19 protein-coding genes and 1 pseudogene are annotated in these 19,956 nt (G+C 34.6%); 19 read left to right on the forward strand and 1 reads right to left on the reverse strand.

What is annotated here, in order from left to right:
• Positions 1-74 precede the first annotated feature (74 nt).
• The 3 genes from ACIQYS_RS20295 to ACIQYS_RS20305 all read left to right on the forward strand — a co-directional run bounded on the left by ACIQYS_RS20295 (position 75) and on the right by ACIQYS_RS20305 (position 2,030).
• The gene (locus ACIQYS_RS20295; protein WP_402984154.1) at positions 75-515 is read left to right on the forward strand and encodes a YybH family protein; all 441 of its coding nucleotides are present in this window, start codon (positions 75-77) and stop codon (positions 513-515) included.
• 186 nt (positions 516-701) lie between these two features.
• Positions 702-905 carry a hypothetical protein gene (locus tag ACIQYS_RS20300; RefSeq protein ID WP_402984157.1) on the forward strand — a complete coding sequence of 68 codons (204 nt, stop codon included), beginning with the start codon at positions 702-704 and terminating at the stop codon, positions 903-905.
• 180 nt (positions 906-1,085) lie between these two features.
• Entirely contained in the window at positions 1,086-2,030 is a 945-nt protein-coding gene (locus ACIQYS_RS20305; RefSeq protein WP_402984161.1) for an aminoglycoside phosphotransferase/kinase family protein, read from the forward strand.
• A gap of 1,155 nt (positions 2,031-3,185) precedes the next feature.
• On the opposite strand, the gene ACIQYS_RS20310 is transcribed toward ACIQYS_RS20305, so the two are convergent.
• Positions 3,186-4,376: an MFS transporter gene (locus tag ACIQYS_RS20310; RefSeq protein WP_402984164.1), complete on the reverse strand. Its 1,191-nt coding sequence runs from the start codon at positions 4,374-4,376 to the stop codon at positions 3,186-3,188.
• Positions 4,377-4,736: 360 nt separating this feature from the next.
• On the opposite strand from ACIQYS_RS20310, the gene ACIQYS_RS20315 reads away from it, so the two are divergent.
• The 16 genes and pseudogenes from ACIQYS_RS20315 to ACIQYS_RS20390 all read left to right on the forward strand — a co-directional run bounded on the left by ACIQYS_RS20315 (position 4,737) and on the right by ACIQYS_RS20390 (position 19,818).
• Positions 4,737-5,369 (forward strand): GDSL-type esterase/lipase family protein, encoded by a 633-nt coding sequence (locus ACIQYS_RS20315; RefSeq protein ID WP_402984167.1) that lies wholly within the window; start codon positions 4,737-4,739, stop codon positions 5,367-5,369.
• Between the two features lie 788 nt (positions 5,370-6,157).
• On the forward strand, positions 6,158-6,973 hold the full coding sequence (locus ACIQYS_RS20320) for an SDR family NAD(P)-dependent oxidoreductase (RefSeq protein ID WP_402984169.1): 816 nt from the start codon (positions 6,158-6,160) through the stop codon (positions 6,971-6,973).
• A gap of 407 nt (positions 6,974-7,380) precedes the next feature.
• Complete coding sequence (locus ACIQYS_RS20325) at positions 7,381-7,839, forward strand: hypothetical protein (protein WP_402984172.1); 459 nt, start codon at positions 7,381-7,383, stop codon at positions 7,837-7,839.
• A gap of 167 nt (positions 7,840-8,006) precedes the next feature.
• Positions 8,007-8,225 (forward strand): hypothetical protein, encoded by a 219-nt coding sequence (locus ACIQYS_RS20330; RefSeq protein ID WP_402984175.1) that lies wholly within the window; start codon positions 8,007-8,009, stop codon positions 8,223-8,225.
• 126 nt (positions 8,226-8,351) lie between these two features.
• Positions 8,352-10,307: a S9 family peptidase gene (locus ACIQYS_RS20335; protein WP_402984178.1), complete on the forward strand. Its 1,956-nt coding sequence runs from the start codon at positions 8,352-8,354 to the stop codon at positions 10,305-10,307.
• A gap of 453 nt (positions 10,308-10,760) precedes the next feature.
• Complete coding sequence (locus ACIQYS_RS20340; protein ID WP_402984181.1) at positions 10,761-11,300, forward strand: VanZ family protein; 540 nt, start codon at positions 10,761-10,763, stop codon at positions 11,298-11,300.
• Between the two features lie 293 nt (positions 11,301-11,593).
• Positions 11,594-11,863: a DUF4190 domain-containing protein gene (locus ACIQYS_RS20345; RefSeq protein ID WP_402984184.1), complete on the forward strand. Its 270-nt coding sequence runs from the start codon at positions 11,594-11,596 to the stop codon at positions 11,861-11,863.
• 951 nt (positions 11,864-12,814) lie between these two features.
• Complete coding sequence (locus tag ACIQYS_RS20350) at positions 12,815-13,117, forward strand: hypothetical protein (RefSeq protein WP_402984187.1); 303 nt, start codon at positions 12,815-12,817, stop codon at positions 13,115-13,117.
• Positions 13,118-13,269: 152 nt separating this feature from the next.
• Entirely contained in the window at positions 13,270-13,608 is a 339-nt protein-coding gene (locus ACIQYS_RS20355; RefSeq protein ID WP_402984189.1) for a hypothetical protein, read from the forward strand.
• A gap of 302 nt (positions 13,609-13,910) precedes the next feature.
• Positions 13,911-14,450, forward strand: coding sequence for a GNAT family N-acetyltransferase (locus ACIQYS_RS20360; protein WP_402984191.1), 540 nt, complete (start codon positions 13,911-13,913; stop codon positions 14,448-14,450).
• Between the two features lie 398 nt (positions 14,451-14,848).
• Positions 14,849-15,298 (forward strand): GNAT family N-acetyltransferase, encoded by a 450-nt coding sequence (locus tag ACIQYS_RS20365; RefSeq protein ID WP_402984194.1) that lies wholly within the window; start codon positions 14,849-14,851, stop codon positions 15,296-15,298.
• Between the two features lie 4 nt (positions 15,299-15,302).
• A pseudogene (locus tag ACIQYS_RS20370) lies at positions 15,303-16,016 on the forward strand (GyrI-like domain-containing protein); the annotation flags it as partial.
• Between the two features lie 475 nt (positions 16,017-16,491).
• The gene (locus tag ACIQYS_RS20375; protein WP_402984197.1) at positions 16,492-17,556 is read left to right on the forward strand and encodes a DmpA family aminopeptidase; all 1,065 of its coding nucleotides are present in this window, start codon (positions 16,492-16,494) and stop codon (positions 17,554-17,556) included.
• A 64-nt stretch (positions 17,557-17,620) separates the two neighbouring features.
• Positions 17,621-18,130: a GNAT family N-acetyltransferase gene (locus ACIQYS_RS20380; RefSeq protein WP_402984200.1), complete on the forward strand. Its 510-nt coding sequence runs from the start codon at positions 17,621-17,623 to the stop codon at positions 18,128-18,130.
• 365 nt (positions 18,131-18,495) lie between these two features.
• Positions 18,496-18,915, forward strand: coding sequence for a hypothetical protein (locus ACIQYS_RS20385; RefSeq protein ID WP_402984203.1), 420 nt, complete (start codon positions 18,496-18,498; stop codon positions 18,913-18,915).
• A 180-nt stretch (positions 18,916-19,095) separates the two neighbouring features.
• Positions 19,096-19,818: a hypothetical protein gene (locus ACIQYS_RS20390; RefSeq protein WP_402984206.1), complete on the forward strand. Its 723-nt coding sequence runs from the start codon at positions 19,096-19,098 to the stop codon at positions 19,816-19,818.
• Positions 19,819-19,956: the final 138 nt, after the last annotated feature.

The raw sequence follows: 19,956 nt of genomic DNA on the forward strand, positions 1-19,956 counted from the left end.
AAAAATGTTTGAGTATAGAATTCATTTAGAGTAACATTCTTACATTTCTGAAATTAGTAAAGGGGATGCACTTAATGACGGAGGTTTTTTTCAAAGTTCAAGACGTACTTGAAAATTACAAAACAGCAGTTTACGAAAAAGATGTTGAAAAATTCTTATCCATGTATGCTTCTGAAATACATATTTATGATTGCTGGGGGAACTGGGAGAGCAAGGGGATCTCTTCATGGAAGGAAAGTGTGCAAGAGTGGTTTAATGGATTGAGTGAGGGTGGTGTTTTACTTAAAGTTGATTTTAATGACCTAGTAGTTGAAGAAAATTCATATCTCGCATTTGTACATTGTGCTGTAACATTTGCTGCTTACCAAGAAGAATCTGGGGAGAAACTTCGTCAAACGACAAATCGGTTCACATATGGTTTAAAAAAAGTGTATGAATCTTGGGTCATAGCTCATGAGCATTCATCATTGCCTATAAATATGGAGACTGGTAAGGGAATTTTTAACTTGAAGTAAAAAATAAACTATTTTGATTGAAAATAAAGGGATTGCTTCTGCAATTCCTTTTTTTTAAGCTAACGGGTGCTTTACTTCAAGATGGGTAAAGCATTTTTTCTTATTGAACTAACTGAGTTTAGTTCAATAACAGGATATTTTTGAGAGATTACCGAAGTAAATAATATCTAGAGGATTTTTTTAGAAATGTCGGGAGGCGCGCTTGCAATTAAAAAGAAGGTAAGAGGGATAAAAAAAGGACCTTTATTCGTATTTTCGGTATTTTTTAGTACTGGTCTTATATTATCAATTATTGAAGGAGATACGTTTTTTAGAAATTTGCATTTAATCGGTATTACTGTTTGTCTAGGCAATTGGATTTTATTACACCGTGAAAAGATTAAGGAATAATGCCTTTGTTACTAACCAATTAACAGGGCTTATCAGTACATAATGAAATATTTAATCATAAGAAACTATGGCGTAGTTATCTTAATCTTATTAAAGTAAAATGAAATGGTTCTCTAATAAGTACCAAACCAAACGATTAGTAAAGGGATAGAGTTATTAATTAAAACATGGAGGTATAAGGTGGAAAAGCAAAATATTATTGATTTATGCGGACAATACGGTATCATTCCTAATCATATAGAAATTATAAGAATGAATGAACGTGTTTTAGCAAAAATTAATTCAGGACAAGAATACTTCTTAAAAGGAGAACCAGCAGATAAAACCTATTGGGAAGCTTGTTGCATTTATGCAGCCGCTTTATTAGAACATGGAATGAATGTGACTCATTATGAAAAATTTGTAGATGATACGTACATAATACAAACTGATGATAAAGTATTTTCTTTAGAACGAAGCCTATCTGGAGAACCAATGGAATTCGTAACATATAGGGAAATTGCTGAAATTGGTCGTTTATTAGGCATTCAACATTGTATATCTATGAAAATACCAACTCCATTTATAACAGCTACATCGTGGAGTATGTTTGGAGGCAATCAAACAGATGCGATTGGAGATTATGATGAAAATGAATTAAGCTTTTTAGATTTTATGAAACACTATAAGTCTCATCCTCTGTTTTCTAAAATTGAATTTTTATATAGGGAATATCGCCAAAGTATCCATGAGATATGGAGTGTTTTGCCTCAAGTGGCAGTTCAAGGAGATTTCTGCTATTACAATATGCTTCGAGGGATAGATGGGAATCTATCTATTTTTGATTTTAATATAGCTGGTAATGAAGTTTATCTAAATGAATGTATTGCAGTTGGTGTATATCACTCTTGGTATGTACCATACAAAGGGAAATTAAATGAAGATGAACGCTTTCAATTGTTTATAGAATCATATACAAAGGAACGCCCTTTTCAAGTAATAGAAGGAGCAAATTTTTCACAATTAAAAGCAATTATTCGTGCATTTCGTTATGACCGTGTAGAAGAGGGAATCTTATTAAATAATGAACTTGAACAAGAGCTATTTTTACAAGAAACCTTACTCATACTTGAAGATGCCCATTAATACTAGTAAAAATTACTATGTGAATTAGGTATTGATGCAATAACAACTAATAAATGAATGTAGGCTAATTATCCATTAATCGTTTTATTACTTTCTAATTCATCACTTTTTGATGGGGTACAGTAAGAAGTTAGTTAAAATCTTGTTAAACTAACGAGGTGCTTGTGCGGCTGAGCCTAGGTCATATCATATAGCGGGTGGGATTCCCGTTGAGAAAGAACTAGCCATTCACTCGTAGCGAGTCTTGGAGGGCTAATGGTAACATTAGCCTTTAAGCGTAGACAGTTAGGTGGCGTGGCGTGCCGAAAGCCAAATGGTTGAAGGGATTGAGCTCCATAATGTTAACACACAGCTGAACAACCTATCCAACAAAAAAGCCCCCTAAGAAGTCGGAATTAGGGGGAAACAAGATGTGTGTCTAATAAAAGAAATCTGTACACATATGGTTTAGTTCCTATATCCACCAAGGAATCGGGTAGACATGAAAAAGTTTAACATTTATTCTTTTTGCATTTGCTATTATCGGCGAATATTGCGATAAAGGCACCGGACAAAACAGTCATCCATAAAATGAGTTCCATTTTTTTCATCTCCAATCGTTAGTTTAATTAGTATACGTCCGATAATGATAAAAGTACCGTACGAACATAATGTGTAATAAAAGAGAAGGCTTATTCAACTGGGTGCTTTACTTCAAGAAGGAGTAAAGCCTTTTTTCTTATTGAACTAAAGGGGATAGTTTAAGATCAATTATGTTGAGCCGTATCATAAGTAAATGAGGTTTTTAATTATTCTTAAAGATCATAAATTTAATTGTATAATTTAAACTCTCACTTCTTAGGAAGTAAATAATTTCATTTTAAATATGCAAATAATAATTATGATGATGATTCTAAATAAAATATAGAATAACTTTGAAATGTAAGCATTTTAGTTAAAATTGTATAGAATAGTTACTGTAAATATAAAAGAGAAACCAAATCAAAGTAAGCTGTATTTATTAAAGAAGTATCAAAGAACAACTAAACGTCCTTGATACTTCTTTTTTTCAATTTTTTATAAAGGGATTACTGTAACATCATTAATTATGTCATGGAAAGATTTTAGTTCTTCTGGATAACATAGGAAGCATGCCAAGCGTTTGTTGCTCACCTTTTATGCTGATTTCTTTTGTTTTTGATCTAAACGATGACTAAAGAAAGTTAGCAGACTTGCACAGACTGCAACTATCCCACCGACCCATGTTACATTCATTAAATTCCCTTGATGGTACACAATTCCGCCTAAAGCAGAACCAAAAGCGATACCTACGTTGCTTGCCACTGGCATAAGTGAAGCAGCAAGACCTGTTGCTTTTGGTTGATAAATTCCGGCGAGGTCTATTAAATAAAGCTGAGTAGATGTTGTTAAGAGGATGGCCATTAACGACATCAAGCCAATGTTTGTCAGTCCTAAAATAAGATGATTTGTAGTCCAAAATAAACTTGTCAGAACAAATGCCTGCACGAGAAAAACAAACCGAAGGCGACCAATTGCATTGTGGTTGGCAATTTTACCGGCAAGGATGTTGCTGAAAATGGAGATAAATCCGTAACCAAATAAGACTAAACTAATTGAATGATTTGGAACTTCCATTCCCTTCAAGATAGGGACAAGATACGTAAAGGCGGTATAAGTTGCTCCAAATCCGAGAGCAGGAATGAAAAAAGCCATCAAAATTCTTGGATTAGTCATTAAAGAAAACTGATCCCGTATCGAACTGCGTACTTGGCTGAGCCTATTAGGCAAGACGAAAAAGGATGCCAAAAACGCCAATCCTCCTAGGAAAGTAGTTAACATGAAAGTGGCATTCCAGCCGTACGAATCGGCGATGACAATACCAATAGGCACTCCAACGACATTTGCAAGTGTGAAACCACCAAAAACGAATGATATAGCAAGTCCGCGTTGTTTAATCGGCATGGTTTCACTAGCAACAATCATGGCAAGAGAGATTAATACTCCTGTTACAATTGCTGTCATAATCCGAAGTGCTAGAAGCGTGATGTAGCTTGTCGAGATTATACACAAAGCATTCAGGACGATGAAAGAACCTATCAAAAACAACATCCATTTACGCTTTGGAAAATGACTTGTTGCTGACATCACTAGTGGCGTGGCGATGGCAAACGTAATTGCAAACGCAGAAACGAGTGTACCTGCTTTTGCATTTGTCATTTGAAGGCTCGTGGAAATATCGGTTAAGATTCCGACAATAACAAATTCGCTTGTCCCGAGAACAAATGTTAATAAAGAAAGCGTTAAGATGAGCAACCAATGTTGCTTGGATAATTTAGTTGGGTGCATAAGTACCTCTTTTCTTAGATGAATGTAAATGTGTCAGATGGTAGATACACGACCTAAACATCTTACCATAAAATATTTTTGCGAGAAAAACCTTTTCTTATCAAATAGATGTAAATGAATTACCAGCATCAACAAAGTAAAGGAGTTAACAGAAACTATTTAAGATAGCACATTTCTGTTGATAACGCTATTGCTAGCAGTAGGAATAAAGAAAATTAGTATGTAAAACCTCACTTAGTAATATCATTGTGAGCCGTACCATAGGTTGTCCCTCATGCCTGGCTGAATGATAACCCAATAGTTTCGAATCGTAACTGATTTGAATACTATAAGAGTACAACTAATTATTAGAGGTGAAATATGGATTTCAATCCTTTACGTTATCTGGCGATTGGTGATTCCCTTACTGTTGGTATCGGTGTTCCTTTTTTGGACCCAGGATTTGTTGAATATTATAGAGGCCTGAGTCAGCAAATTTTAAAAAAGTCTATTTTTTACCAAAAACACGCAATGTCAGGTGCAACAACAGAGGATGTTTTAATAATGCTACATTTCCCGATTGTTACAGAAGCTGTAAATTGTGCAGATATTATCACGATAACGGCTGGAGGAGATGACTTAATAAATGCTGCTAAAGAATTTTTAATAAATAAAAACGAAGACAGTATATCTCATGCCATTAATCAATCCCAGAATAATTACTCAAAAATATTAGAAAGAATTCGCCATCTAGACAAACAAGATCAATACATTTTACGGTTAACGAATTTATATAATCCATTTCCCGATATACCGATAGCAGATGAGGCAATTAAAGCGTTTAATTCATCGATTAACCGTTTAGGTCTGGAAATGAATGTTAAAGTAGCGGACATCTATAGCATATTTAAGGGGAATGAAAAAGCTTTATTATCAAAAGGGGGGGTTCATCCTAATAGTGAGGGGTATTATCAAATGGCATTAGCATTAAGTAGGCTCGGTTATTCCCCGTAAGAAGGCTAAATATAATGCTGGCTTGTTTCATAACCATAAACGAATTATCCCTATAATACACAATCATTTCCTCTATGATACGTTAAATGAATAAAAACCCTCATTTAGATCCACCACGCTGAACCGTACCAGAAGTAAGTGAGTTTTTTCTGAATAGAATATGTAGGAAGGTATGTGAACATTGTTGTTTTGCATACCTTTTTCAATTCGAAGGTATTTCGATGTAATGTGTTGAATATAACGTTAAAGATATTTTATTGAACTACCATGGAAGAACCATGGATGGCTAACGGGTGCTTGTGCGGCGGATCCTAGGTCGTATCATATAGCGGGTGGGATTCTCGTCGAGAAAGAACTAGCCATTCACTCGTAGCGAGTCTTGGAGGGCTAATGGTAACATTAGCCTTTAAGGGGTAGACAGTTAGGTGGGGGCCGAAAGCCAACTGGTTGAAGGGATTGAGCTCCAAACTGTTAGTAAATCGAGAGGGCTGATCCCTTAAGCACAGCAGAAAGCTACATTTTATCCAGCGTTAAAGACAATAAGGATAAAACCTCTTTGGAGTCAGAGACCTTGGCACGTCACACATGGATATGATACGGCAACACAGGAGGTCCTACCGGTCTTTTCTTCCTTTTAGAAGAGTATGGTGTACAAGCGATAATAAGCAAGGAAACCAAATGCCGTTGTAGGGAATCGGATAGCAGAATTAGCAAAATCTATTTATGAACAAAAATATAGTAATATTTTCTGTATATAAAATTGAGACAGGTAAGGGAGTTAGGAAAATATGAAACCATTACAAGGGAAAATTGCTGTTGTTACAGGAGCATCCCGTGGTGCGGGTAGGGGAATTGCTTTTCAACTAGGCAGTGCAGGAGCGACGGTGTATGTGACAGGTCGAAGTGTAAAGGGGGCTACAACCGATAATCGACCAGAAACCATTGAGGAAACTGCCGATGGTGTTACTTCACGAGGAGGTAAAGGCATCGCAATACAATGTGACCATACAAGCGACCATGATATAAGGAACCTATTTGAGCAAATTGAAAGGGAACACGGTCGGATTGATATTTTAGTCAATAGTGTATTTGGTGGTTCCGAAAGTTCTCTACCATTAGGAGATGGACGGCATTTTTGGGAACGACCACTGGAGCATTGGGATGCTATGATGGTTGCTGGACCGCAAGCTTATTTGCTGACTACCCGATACGCTGTACCTCTGATGGCCCAACACCATAAAGGGTTAATTGTAAATATCACATTTTTTATCAAAGACAAAATCTCAAGTAATTTATATTACGATTTAGCTATGAATGCTATCAATCGAATGACACTAGGAATGGCAAAGGAATTAAAGGACTACAACGTTACAGCCGTTGCTGTTTGCCCAGGTTGGATGAGAACAGAAAGAGTTATAGATTCAGGTTTTGGACCAGAGGATGGAACAACTGAAACAACAGCGTATGTAGGTCGTGCGGTTGTAGCATTGGCATCAGACACTACGGTATCTAAGTTTTCTGGAGAAACAATAATGGTGGCTGAACTAGCGAGAAAATATGGCTTTACCGATGTCGATGGAACTCAGCCTTTGCCGTTTGAATGATAATCAGCTTCCTGAAGATTGGGGGCAAGAGTTGAAAATCATTTAATTACTAATACAAAAGAATGATTGTGAAATCTTGGACTTAAATAATGTGTGTTTTACTTCAAGAAGGAGATAAGTCTTTTATTATTGAATTAACGGTGCAGGTTAGTTTAAGAGCGTTGTTTAACTTGTGTTCAACAATCGGACCAGATTGTTGAGTAGAGTATTCTGACAGTGAAGAAAATAGTTGAGTTATATACACCTTAGGCCTTAGCTTAAAATATGTCATAGGTTCATTAACAGGAATTCATTCGCACTGTAAAATAGGAATATAAAGATGTAAGTAATGGAACGAATGTAATTAAAATGATAATTTGATTTTGGATAGTTTTCAGCAATTATGAAGAGAGATAGGGAGTGAGAATATGAAAAAAGGTCTGCTGATGTTTTTAATTGTGGTAATTGTATCAACATTACTTGTGGGATGTAGTACAGGAAAGCAAAATGAAGATAATAGTTTTGCGAATAATTTCGAAAAAACTCAAAAAATTGAAATAATCTCATCGGATGATTCCGATATTATTACAACAATTTCAGACAACAAGGATATTGAAAACTTTGTTGATGCGTTAATAATGGATGATTGGGATTGGGAACCAGTTGATCTCCCTTCGGAAGCGATTACGGGAAAAACATTTAAAATTTATCGAAAAGATGCCGCTAAAATTAGCTGGTCAAAAAAGCAAAAGGATAATTTAAATGAAGTTGCTACTATGACAACGTACAAAAATGTTCCTTATATTAAATTAAGTCTGAAAAATTTTTCATTCAATTTCAAAGTGCCAGAGGAAGTTCATGAATATTTAAATTCAATAGAAATGTAATTGCCGCAATTGTTTAATAAGCGTCTCTTTTTACTTCTTCAACTAACGGGTGCGCGCGACCAGTTCTGTTACAAGGGGGTTTTAAAAAGGTAAATGCAATAACTACTCTCCAAGAGGGGGAAAACTATCTGAGAGGTAATACTAAATCCATTGAAGACTTTTTTGATATGGATGGTAATTATATAAAAACGGAAATAATACTTTCTACTGGTAATAAAACTTATATATCACCTGCAATAGATGGAGATACTCGCAAAGAAGAACTACAAGAACCTTCAACAATACTTATTCCAGATGAAGATATAAAGAACTTTAAAATAGATTTGACTAAGGATGAGAAAGAACAAGTAAAAAAACATGTTTTATCTTTTATGGATTTACTATAAAGTTGTTTTCACTAACGGGCCTTTACTTCAAGAAGGAGTAAAGCACTTTTCCTTATTGAGCTAACGCGGCAGGTTAGTTGCACAAGAGAATTAACGAATGATAATAGTTAACGAGGGGGTTTATTAATGAAAATGAATGAAAAAAAATATCTAAATATAGAAGAGATTATTTCATTACCAACCTTATCAGGTACAAACATAAGTGATGATGGCAAAAATGTAGCATTTGTCAAGAAGACAGCTAACTGGAAAGACAATAAATATAGGAATCATGTATGGATATATGAAAAAGATAAAGGGCAGTGTTACCCATTAACAACTAGGGATATAGATAGTACATACCCATTATGGTCTCCAGATTCTAGAGATATCGCATACCTTAGTCCAGTTGGTGACAGGGATAATAAGAAAAATCAGATTTTTGTTAAGTCAATAGATGATTATAGTGGGGTTCAAATTACTGATGAAAAAGAAGGGGTCAGTAATTTCAAATGGGAGCCTACTGGCAAGGGTTTTTATTATGTTGCACAGTCAAAAGAATCTGAGGAGATAAAGAAGCGTAAGGAACTATACGGAGATTTCCATCATATAGGTAAGGAATACCAGAATAATTGTTTATATTACACTGGTAAGGATAAAGATGAACACGAAAATAGCGTTGTTTATCAACTAACTGATGGTAAGGATTTTCATATCCATGAATTTGATATTTCAAATGATGGGAAAAAGGTTGTATTTATGGCTACACCAAGCCCAAATATGGGAGATTATATTAATGGAGAACTATACATACTAGATATTAAAGCTGGAGAGCTACAAAAGATGAATATAGATAAGTTGTTAGGAGGGAGCGTTTGCTTTTCTCCTGACGGCAGCAAAATATGTTACTCAGCAAGCATAATGGAGAAGGATTACTATAAGACCCATATACAAAACAGTACACTAGAGATATATGATATTAATAATGGAGAGATAATTCAACCTTTAACAGATTTTGATAGTACGGTTATTCCGTTACGGTGGACAGCTAAAGGAATTTTAATTAGATGGCAGAATAAAACCAATTATCTTATTGGGTTGTTGTCTGAGAATGGCACTGTGGAAATGTCAAGCGAAAAAGTAGATAGCTTTATAATGGATGCTTCTATAACAAGGGATGGAAATCATATATCCTATAATAAGGCTATAAAAAATGAAACCTTTGAAATCTATTTAGACGATAAAAAAATAACGAATGAAAATAGCTTTTTCAAAGGAAAGCATAAAAGTAACAGGGAAATAATCTCATGGCAAAGTAGTGATGGTCTTGAAATAGAGGGAGTTTTATCAACCCCAGTAGATTTTGACGCAAATAAAAAATATCCCTTATTAGTGGTAATCCATGGTGGACCGGCTTGGGCATCTTTTCCAATATTTTCAGACTGTTTTAATGAGAAATATCCTATTGAACAGTTTATCGAAAAAGACTTTATCGTTTTAGAACCAAACTATAGGGGAAGTTCTGGTTATGGTAATGAATTCTTAAAAGCAAACTATAGAAAACTGGGAATAGCTGACTACGATGATGTTATATCTGGAGTGGATAAACTAGTTGACAAAGGGATTGTAGATAAAGATAGAGTAGGGGTTATGGGATGGAGTAACGGAGGATATATATCAGCTTTCTGTTCTACATTTAGTAGTAGATTTAAAGCTATTTCAGTTGGAGGTGGAACTACTAATTGGAGTACGCATTATGTAAATACAGATATACCTTACTTTATTAGGATGTATTTAGGAAATAATCCATGGAATGATCCAGAGATATATACTAAAACATCACCAATGACATATATTAAATCAGCCTGTACTCCCACTTTAATCCAACATGGCGAAAAGGATGCAAGAGTTCCAACTCCAAATGCATATGAGCTATATCAAGGATTAAGGGATATGGAAGTTGATACAGAATTAATTATATTTAAAGGAATGGCATATAGTTCTGACCAGCCAGGAATTAATGTAGCTATTATGAAGCAGAATTTGATGTGGTTTTCCCACTATATTCTTGGAGAAAGTATGAAAGATTTTAGGGTTTTATGATAAAGAAATGGATATCCTCACAAGATACTTAATGATGAAACAGTCTTCATAGGGAAGCTTTTTTTTCTTATTTAGCCTGTGATTGAATACTTTCTCTAAATAGATTTTCGTTGTTTCTAACCGTTATGCCCGAGCGATCTCATAATGGAATAATTAACCAAGTAACCAACTGTACTTGAAACAGCCAAAAACCTTATTCAGACAGGCTTTTGGTTGTTTTTATTTTGTTCTAAGATTATGGAAAGTTTTCGATCGAGTTGAACCTGAATAAATTGTAGCTTTGTAAAAAAGCTTGAATTTATATTGAAAATTTATGTTACGATCACTATAAAGATTGTGAAGTGCGTTGTTTAACTTGTGTTCAACAATCAGGACAAATAATTGAGTAAACTGTTGGATTTGCAAAGGATGTAGAGTTTTTCATTAGATTAAAGGTAGGAATTGAGGATTTATATGGAAAAATCGAAAAATAATCAAAATAAAATAACTGCTGGCTTGTTGGCCGTATATTTATTTGTCTTAACATGGATTATACTCTTTAAAATGCAATTTTCATTTCAAGAATTGCGTCATTTCACGGATTTTAGGGGAATCAACTTAACCCCTCTTGCTGGTTCAGCTATTGTTAATAATCAAATAGACTTTAATGAAATAATCTTAAATGTACTCGCATTTATCCCATTTGGAATTTATATCAGTATGCTAAAACCAAACTGGTCTTTCTTGAAAAAGATTTTACCAATAGCAGGAGTTAGTTTGTTATTTGAAGTATTGCAATTCATCTTTGCTATCGGTGGTAGCGATATAACTGACCTTATGGGAAATACATTAGGTGGAATTATTGGAGTTGGAGTTTATATTGTATTTTGTAAGCTGGTTAGTACAAAAGCAAATAAAATCCTTAATGTTTTAGCTTCAATCGGAACGATATGTATTTTTACTTTAGTGCTGTTATTAATTATTGGTGTTATTAGGTACGGGAATTATGGATAATTATTGATGTGTAGGGGCTTCACTTTCAGGAACTTTATACTGCAATCGGGCACTGTTTGTGATGGATATCACGCTAGTACCTTTATAGAGGAGTAGCAGCAATTTGGTTTCCTTAAAATAAGCAAATGAATGCTCGTTAAATAAGGAGTTGTTTTGGCGACTTCTTTTTCTTATTCAACTCAAACGACAGGTTAGTTCAATAAGCAGGGATTTTTTGAAAAGAAGTAGAAGTACTTGTTATATGGCAAATTATTCGAGTATTGGCAGGTAAAGAATCGAGGTGGAAATAAAAAATGATTGAAAAACCTCAAATAAACAACAGTAATTCGGTAATTTCCTTAACACTTGGTATTCTTTCAATCATAATACCATACATCGGGTTAATACTTGGCGCTATAGGAGTTGTAGTTTCAAGAAAAGCGACAAAAGAAATTATAAAAACAGATGAAGGTGGCAGTGGATTAGCTACCTCTGGTTTAATTTGTAGTGTTGTCGGCATTATCACTCAACTCTTTCTAGTTGTTAGTATTATTGCTTTCTATTTTCTTACTAATGTAGGTTAGTATTTCAAGTTCTTTTTCGACTAATGGGTGCGCGCGATCTGTAATGAAGGTGGAGGAACAGCCCTAAGTCAAGTGAAATGGAATGATTATTTTCCAAACGTTCGTCGCACCGATCGGGTACGAACGTGGGATTTCCACAGTGCGAGCTCTTAGAAGGAAGAATTTGGACACTATATTTGTCTAATGGTAACGAGGAAAAATTGTCGCGTTCTGTGCGGAGTGGGGGAAAAGCTGGACATAACTTCAAACGCTTACCTATTACTAGTTTTAGTTGAACAAGGAAAGAAAAAAACGCTTGGAGAAATATTCTCCAAGCGTTTTTTATGTTATTACAATTAAAATGTAAATTCGTTATATTCAATCCACTTTTCTTTTTCTCGCTCAACTGCTCGATTTTGCCATTCAAACCAAACGGATGAACATTCACTACAATGACTCTCTACCCCACTATTATTATGCAAATCCCTACGTATAAATAAAGTCCTTTTGCGACAACAGTAGCAATAAATTATCTTATCATCATGATTTTTTATTAACATAATAAACTTTCCCTCCAATATACAATATTTATTGTCTATTACTTGGAAATTTATTCTTTAACCAATTAAATTTGTTAAATAAATTGTACATTTAATACGATAGCGTAATCAAATATTACAATCTTAATTTTTGAGTTCATTTAATAATGAGAGGAGAGTATTTTGAAAAAGGCAATACTGAATTATGAGAATTTGCAAGAAATGTTGGATGGGTTCCTAAGAGAGCCCAAGTATCAGTATTCGGAAGTTACCGAATTTGGACATGGATAAAAAAAGGTAAAATATAAAAAGTTCTTATTAAGCTAACGGGTGCTTTACTTCAAGAAGGAGTAAAGCTTTTTTTATTGTACTAAATACGCAGGATAGTTGAGGAAGAATGTAGAATATATGTATAAAAAGGGGGGATTTCTATATGCCATATATAATTGAAATTCAGAATTTCTTAGACTTTAATTCATTCGGACTAATATTAGAACTTTTACTAGTTACTTCTTGTATTTCGACTATAATCTTTTTATTAACTAAAAACCAATATGTTTCTTATCTTTCATCTGCACCAATACTCTATATTATTTCATTGCTACAACATATTTCTACACATTTGCTTCTCCTTGTCCTTGCGATGTCTATACAGGCAATTGTAATAGTCGCAATACAACAACAAAGTAAAAAGAAAAAAATTCAGAAAGTAAAAGAAAAAACAGTAACATATTAAGTCAAATTTTTTGGCTTTTTTGTTGCATCGTTCTTGTTAAACTAACTGGTGCATTAGCGGAACATAGATTGCTGAGATAACTCTTTTTTCTTAATGAACTAAAGCACCACAGAGTATACATAAAGCGGTGATTTAGTGCAAGGAGGACTCATATGAAAAAAATATTAATAGGTTTAGTAGTTACTCTGGTAATGTTTTATTTATTCTTTTTTCAGTCGCCTATTATTAGTTCGGGCGAAGCAATAAATAATGCAGAAAAATATTTGCTAAATCCCCCAGAAGAGTGGAAGAACTCAATATCCTTCAATGGTTTAGAGGAAATCCCACCTGAGAATATTAGTGTGAATCTCACCTCAAAGCAAGGGTATTGGAATGAGATAACGAATAAAATGAAGTGGGAAGTTACAATTAAATACACTGGTCAAGAATCAACTATTGTGATGGACGCATACACTGGAAAATTTATTAATTTATATGGACCATTAAATTAATACCATTACTCCTTATTGAATTAACGAATGCTTTACTTCAAGAAGAACCGATATATGCCTTAAAGAAATAGTTCATCCTTTTAATGATACTAAAAAAATTTCATAGTACTACACTGAACATACCGTAAAACCCTAGGGACAAGGGATTATAGTATTTCAATGAATCACTTAGAAAGTGATTCGAAATCTTAGAATAAAAGCCCCTTTGGTGATGTTTAAGGACAGGAGTTGATACCTGTTTGTGCTGTTTATCCATATATGTAGCCGAACTCAGCAATGAATTGAAAATGAGGTGGAAAGCATTGAAAGAAAAGATAACAGTTAGGCTGATCGATAATGAACATAGCAGGCATATTAATATTCCAAATGAGCCGTTTTCTCTGTTTGGAAAAATGATTCCATCCTATCAAAACGAAAAATGGAGTTATGAAACGAAGCATTACAAGCAAGAGGAAATCCGCGAAATGTGTTTTCCGGATGAAAATTATGATTTTGAAAAACTATCAGAGAACAGTATATTTCTTGGTGCCTATTATGGAGAAAAATGTGTTGCTTTGGCCGTCTTACAACACTCATGGAATAAATATATGTATCTGTATGATTTTAAAGTAAACAAAGACTATCGTGGCTATGGGATAGCTTCTCTTTTAATAGACGAAGCAAAAAAGATTAGCCAAAAACATCGTTATCGAGGGATTTACACTCAGGGACAGGACGATAATCTCGGTGCCTGCTTATTTTACGTAAAGAAAGGTTTTGAGATTGGAGGTATAGATACTAAGATCTATATGGGAACACTTCAGGAGGGGAAAAGTGACATTTTATTTTATTTAGAAAATTAGCTCACGATACAGAAATAAATAGAAGATCCAGTCGAACTAGTCAACGGTTAAAATGAACGGTGATATTGCACCGTTTGTCTTTGCTTATAGGTAATCAAGATGGGAAAGCCCCAAAATGGCTTCCCGCCCATTTCAATTTTGAGAAGAACAAGTAACTTCAAGATGAAGTTATCCGCGGTCAAGGCCAGGCGTAAGCCCGTTCATTAACAAATTTTATTAAAGCCTATACTGGTTTATTGGTAAAAAGATAGAATCCTGCAAATACATTAGTATATAAGAGATATTTCTTTTTTTGCGAGGGAGCATTCGTGTGATAAATAAACTATTTAACTATGTGAATAAATGTACTTGGTGCTTTGGTCAAATAAGACACCCTAAAAAATTCTGAGGAGGCATAGATGAAACAATACAAAATCAGAATTACTCCGTATAGCTCCAAATACGCAGAACAAACAGTGGATATGTGGCGAGATAGTAAGGAACAGGCTATTGGCCAAAAAGAAATTCACGACTTTGAAAATCACGTATATTTTATAAATCATATATTACCTGAACAGTTTCAAATAGATTTAGCGTTAATTGATGAAGAAGTTGTTGGTATGATTGCCTATAACGATAGGGAAATAAGCCAATTATATATTCATTTAGAGTATCGAGGAATAGGCATAGGTCGAAGATTACTAGATAGAGCAAAAGCACAATCAAGTGGGAGATTAACATTGTACACATTTGAAGTAAATGAAAAAGCACAACGGTTTTATGAAAAACATGGGTTTGAAATCATAAGTAGAGGACATGAAAATGAAGAGAATTTACCAGATATTCAATATGAATGGATATTCAACTAAATGATGTTATTTGGGACATTTTCCAAGAATATTTTCGTCTATACCAGGATTGACAATATCAGAATATATTAGGTGGAGACGTTTATCGCAAGCAGCATTTGCACTAAAGTATGGATATAATTCTCCAGATGACTTCAGTCGTGCTTTTAAGAACCTACACGGGTTACTCCAACAGTAGTCCGAAGTAAAGGGACTGAATTAAAATCCATTCCAAGACTTTCTTTTCAAATTACGATTAAAGGGGATGTAGAAAATGGACTATAGAATTGAAGTTTTAGATTTTGAGGTTGAGATTGTAGGAGTTAAACAAAAAGTTGTAACCAAGGATGCTTTTAATATTATCCCTAAATTATGGGAGGATGCGAATAAGAACGGATTGTTACAAAAACTCATTGATATGTCTTGGGAAAATCCACAATGTAAAATGGAAGGCATTTTAGGTGTATGTGGAAAACAAGCTGCAATTACAGATGAAGCGTTTGATTATTTTATGGGTTGCCGTTATGCAAATGAATTCTCTAACAATATGGAGAAAATAGTGATACCTAGAAGTACATGGGCTGTTTTTCCTAATATTATTGATGCATGGAAGCGTCTATACACTGAATGGCTACCTACTTCAGGATATGAATTGGCAGACCTTCCTTGCATTGAGAATCAATTGGCACCTGATAGAGTTCCTAATAGTGAGCTTTGGGTTCCTGTTATACCTAAATAATTACATATTGTACTGTTTTTGTTCCTTTGCGACCAATTTTATTAAAGAGGCTTTAGCAAAAAATCAGAGCTTTTATTGTGGCAACTTTTCTATGTGCTAACGGTTCAGGATAGATTGTGAAGGATTGTACTTAAACTCCCATGAAAATTAGTTCTTCAAGAAATGAAAAATGACAATACTTAAGAAGACCCCTACTTAATCGTTAAAAAAAAGAGGAGAGCGTAAATAAGTCTATGGATTACGGTTGACTGGATTAAGGTCAGTATCAGTATTGACACTTCCTAACTATTTTCATTCTCTGTGGTGCAGCATTTTTTTGTGCTGCATGGATGGCTAAAGGGTGCTTTAGGTAAGATAATGGGTTGCTTAGGCAGCTCTTTTTTCTTATTGAACAAACACGGCAGGTTAACGAGGTCCATCATTAATATTAGATGAAATATCTAAAACTTATAATTAGTAGAAAGGGCGAGATTAAATGTTCAATCAAAAAAGAATACGAGATTACGGAGTGGAAATTGGCCGATTAGAAACTGGTCCTCATAACGCTATCACAGATGTAAAGGGAGTAACAGTCGGGCATGTGACGCTTAGCGAAAAAAATATGCAAACAGGAGTTACAGCCATTTTGCCACACCAGGGCAATATCTTTAAAGAAAAACTGATTGCTTCCAGCCATGTGATCAACGGTTTCGGAAAAACGATGGGTACTATTCAAATGATGGAGTTAGGCACTTTAGAGACACCTATTCTGTTAACAAACACATTGAGTGTCGGATTAACTGCAGATACATTAATTGATTACATGCTGGAAAAAAATCCTGAAATTGGACGCACAACTGGAACGGTAAATCCCATAGTTGGTGAATGCAATGACATGTTCTTAAATGATATAAGGGGAAAGTTTGTGAAGCCGGAACATGTTCTTGAATCACTTGAAAATACTTCGTCTGAATTCGAAGAAGGAACAGTTGGAGCAGGGACTGGAATGCTTTGTTATTCACTAAAAGGAGGGATTGGTTCTGCTTCTCGGATGTTGGAAATGGATCATGGAAAATACACTATCGGGGTTTTGGTGTTGTCGAACTTCGGCATATTAAGCGATTTATTGGTTAAGGGCAAAGCGGTTGGTCAAGATTTGAAAGAAGCAATCCTCGATTCTTATAAAGAGGAGGATAAAGGGTCCATCATGATTATCGTTGCAACCGATCTACCAGTGTCTGAGAGGCAATTGAACCGGATAATAAAAAGGTCCGTCACAGGTTTATCTAGAACTGGTTCGATCATTACAAATGGAAGTGGCGAGGTCATCATAGGATTTTCCACAGCCACCAAGATTCCGCATGAAAAACCAGAACATCGTCTGGCAATCCCTCAAATTCATGAAGAAGATATAGATTTAGCTTTTAGAGCTGTAGGGGAAGCGACGGAAGAAGCAGTATTGAATTCACTAGTAACGGCAGAAGCTGTGATTGGACGAGATGGGAATGAAAGACCAGCTTTTAAGGATTTAATTCAGAAGTTTGATATTTTGCTTAAGTGAATTAGCAAAAGTGCAGTTAGGTTATATTCGAGCACGGTAATCTATAAGCAAAAGGAGACTGGAAATGAATATTAGAAAAGCAACTTTATTAGATGCAAGGGGAATAGCTCAAGTTCATGTAGATAGTTGGATTACCACGTATCGAAATATTGTACCTGATGAATATTTAAACCAGCTTACATACGATGCAAGGGAACAATTATGGAAAAAGAATCTTGGAAATGATAATGCCTTTGTAGCAGAAAATGAAAATGGAAAAATTATCGGTTTTGCTGACGGCGGCAAAGAAAGAACAGGAAAATATAGGAATCTAGATGGTGAACTATATTCAATCTACATATTATCAGAAAATCAATCCCAAGGCATAGGAAGATTGCTATTAAAAGAAGTGGTCAATGAATTGAAAAATAAAGGCATGAATTCCATGCTAATTTGGGTTTTAAAAGATAATCGTTCTTATGGTTTTTATGAAAAGATGTGCGGTAAAGTAGTAGATAGTAAATCCATTGAAATCTTTGGCAAACGGTTAATCGAAGTAGCATATGGATGGGAAGACATTGGCACAATAAAGTGATCTCTATCGAACCTTAAAGAGAACTGAAAGTAACTTATTCTAAAGTAATTCAAACCGCGGATTTGAAAGCTTCTACAAGTGAAATCATTGCGTATGTTTGGTTTTCATATCATATCTAATTGGAAGAGAAGGGACTTAGAAACATGTTTCTTTTCTTTTTGTTCAAGCGTGTACTTTTAAGAACAGGTACAAAAAAGGTAGATCATAGTTTCTCCGATTGAGATACAATGATAGGTAAAAGTACCGCTTTTCGAATATTCAACTAACGCAGAAGTTTAGTTGAAGAGCGTTGTTTAACTTGTGTTCAACAATCGGGCCAGATTGTGAAAAGGTTGCGGTAAAACAAACAAAGGAGTTGGAGAAATTTGAAGCGAATATTATTACTATTTTTAATGGTTTCTGGCTTTCTAACTGGATGTGGGGAGAATAAAGTAACTATTTCAGAAATTAATTTAGAAAACGCAAATGACAATGTGAAAAGTTTTATTGAGAATGTAGAAAATGATGAAAAAGGTACAGGAACTGGTATTTATATATACAACGATTCTAAAAATCAACGCTATTTGTATCTTAATCAAGATTTCTTGGATGATGGAAGAGGTTTTGGAGATATAGATATCAAAACGGACGAAAATTCGATCAACATTTACCTGAACGACATTTCTATTTCTGAGGGGGAAGAGGACACATATAAGTTATTTAAAATCAATTTCAAAGGGGACTATGAGTACCTAAAAGTTTTTAAGAATGGTGAGGAAACCCATTTTGGAGGGATTGGGGTTTAGTTTGATTGTTTAATATACGCTTCTTTTTTTCTCCAACTACCTGGTGCTTTAGTCAAAAATCATTGAGTTGAAACGGCTCTTATTGCAAGTTCAACTGACGGGGGAGATTAGTTGAATAAGAACAAAGGAAATAAGGCTGTAATGGAGAAATATTATCGAAAGGTATAGGAGGAGTAAAGCGTGACCGAAATAGATCTATTGACAGTTACTCACGATCCTACGGGAAAAAATATAAAGCGATTTAATGAATTACAAAAAGAATTTGAAGGTATTTATTCAGAGATTTTTATTGCAATTAGTGAGGAATCGTCAATTGAATTAATAAAGGAAATGGAAAGTAGCGTGTTCAATGTTAAAATAATTCCTAAAGAGGGTGCGGCACAGGCACGAAGAAAAGTATTAAATTTTGGGCTCACTGGTAAAAGTCAATATTATCATTATTGTGACTTTGATCGAATATTAACTTGGGGGAAAAACCATTTAGATGAATTAAAAAATATAGTATTAGACATTCCAAATCATGATTATCAAATTTTAGGTCGTACCGAAAGAGCAATGAAAACACACCCAATAGAATGGATTGAAACAGAGAAGATTACAAATAAGATCTGTTCTTTAGAATTAGGAAAAGAAGTTGATATTACAGCTGGTTCTTGTTCTTTTTCAAGAGAAAGTGCTGAATACATAAACAGAAAATCAAAAGAAAAAATGACAGATGCTGAATGGGCGATGATAGCACTTAGAATTGCAAAATTAGATGTAGACTATCGCCCCGTGGAAGGCTTAGAATATCACGAAGAAACGAATGGAATCTCGAGGATTATTAGTGATACTGAAAAATGGTTAGGTCGATTGCAACTTAGTTTAATTATCAGTGAAACTGCAACTAAAACAGGCAAGTAAAAATCCTTGTTCAACTAACGCTGCAGATTAGTTGAACAAGGATCCCCCTCTGTTAGGATAGAAGTCGTACGAGGCTAACGTGATATGATTAAGTAAATTACACGGAGGTCGATCGATATGACAAAACAAAATGGAACA

Source organism: Psychrobacillus sp. NPDC096426 (assembly GCF_044762745.1).
Lineage (GTDB): Bacteria > Bacillota > Bacilli > Bacillales_A > Planococcaceae > Psychrobacillus.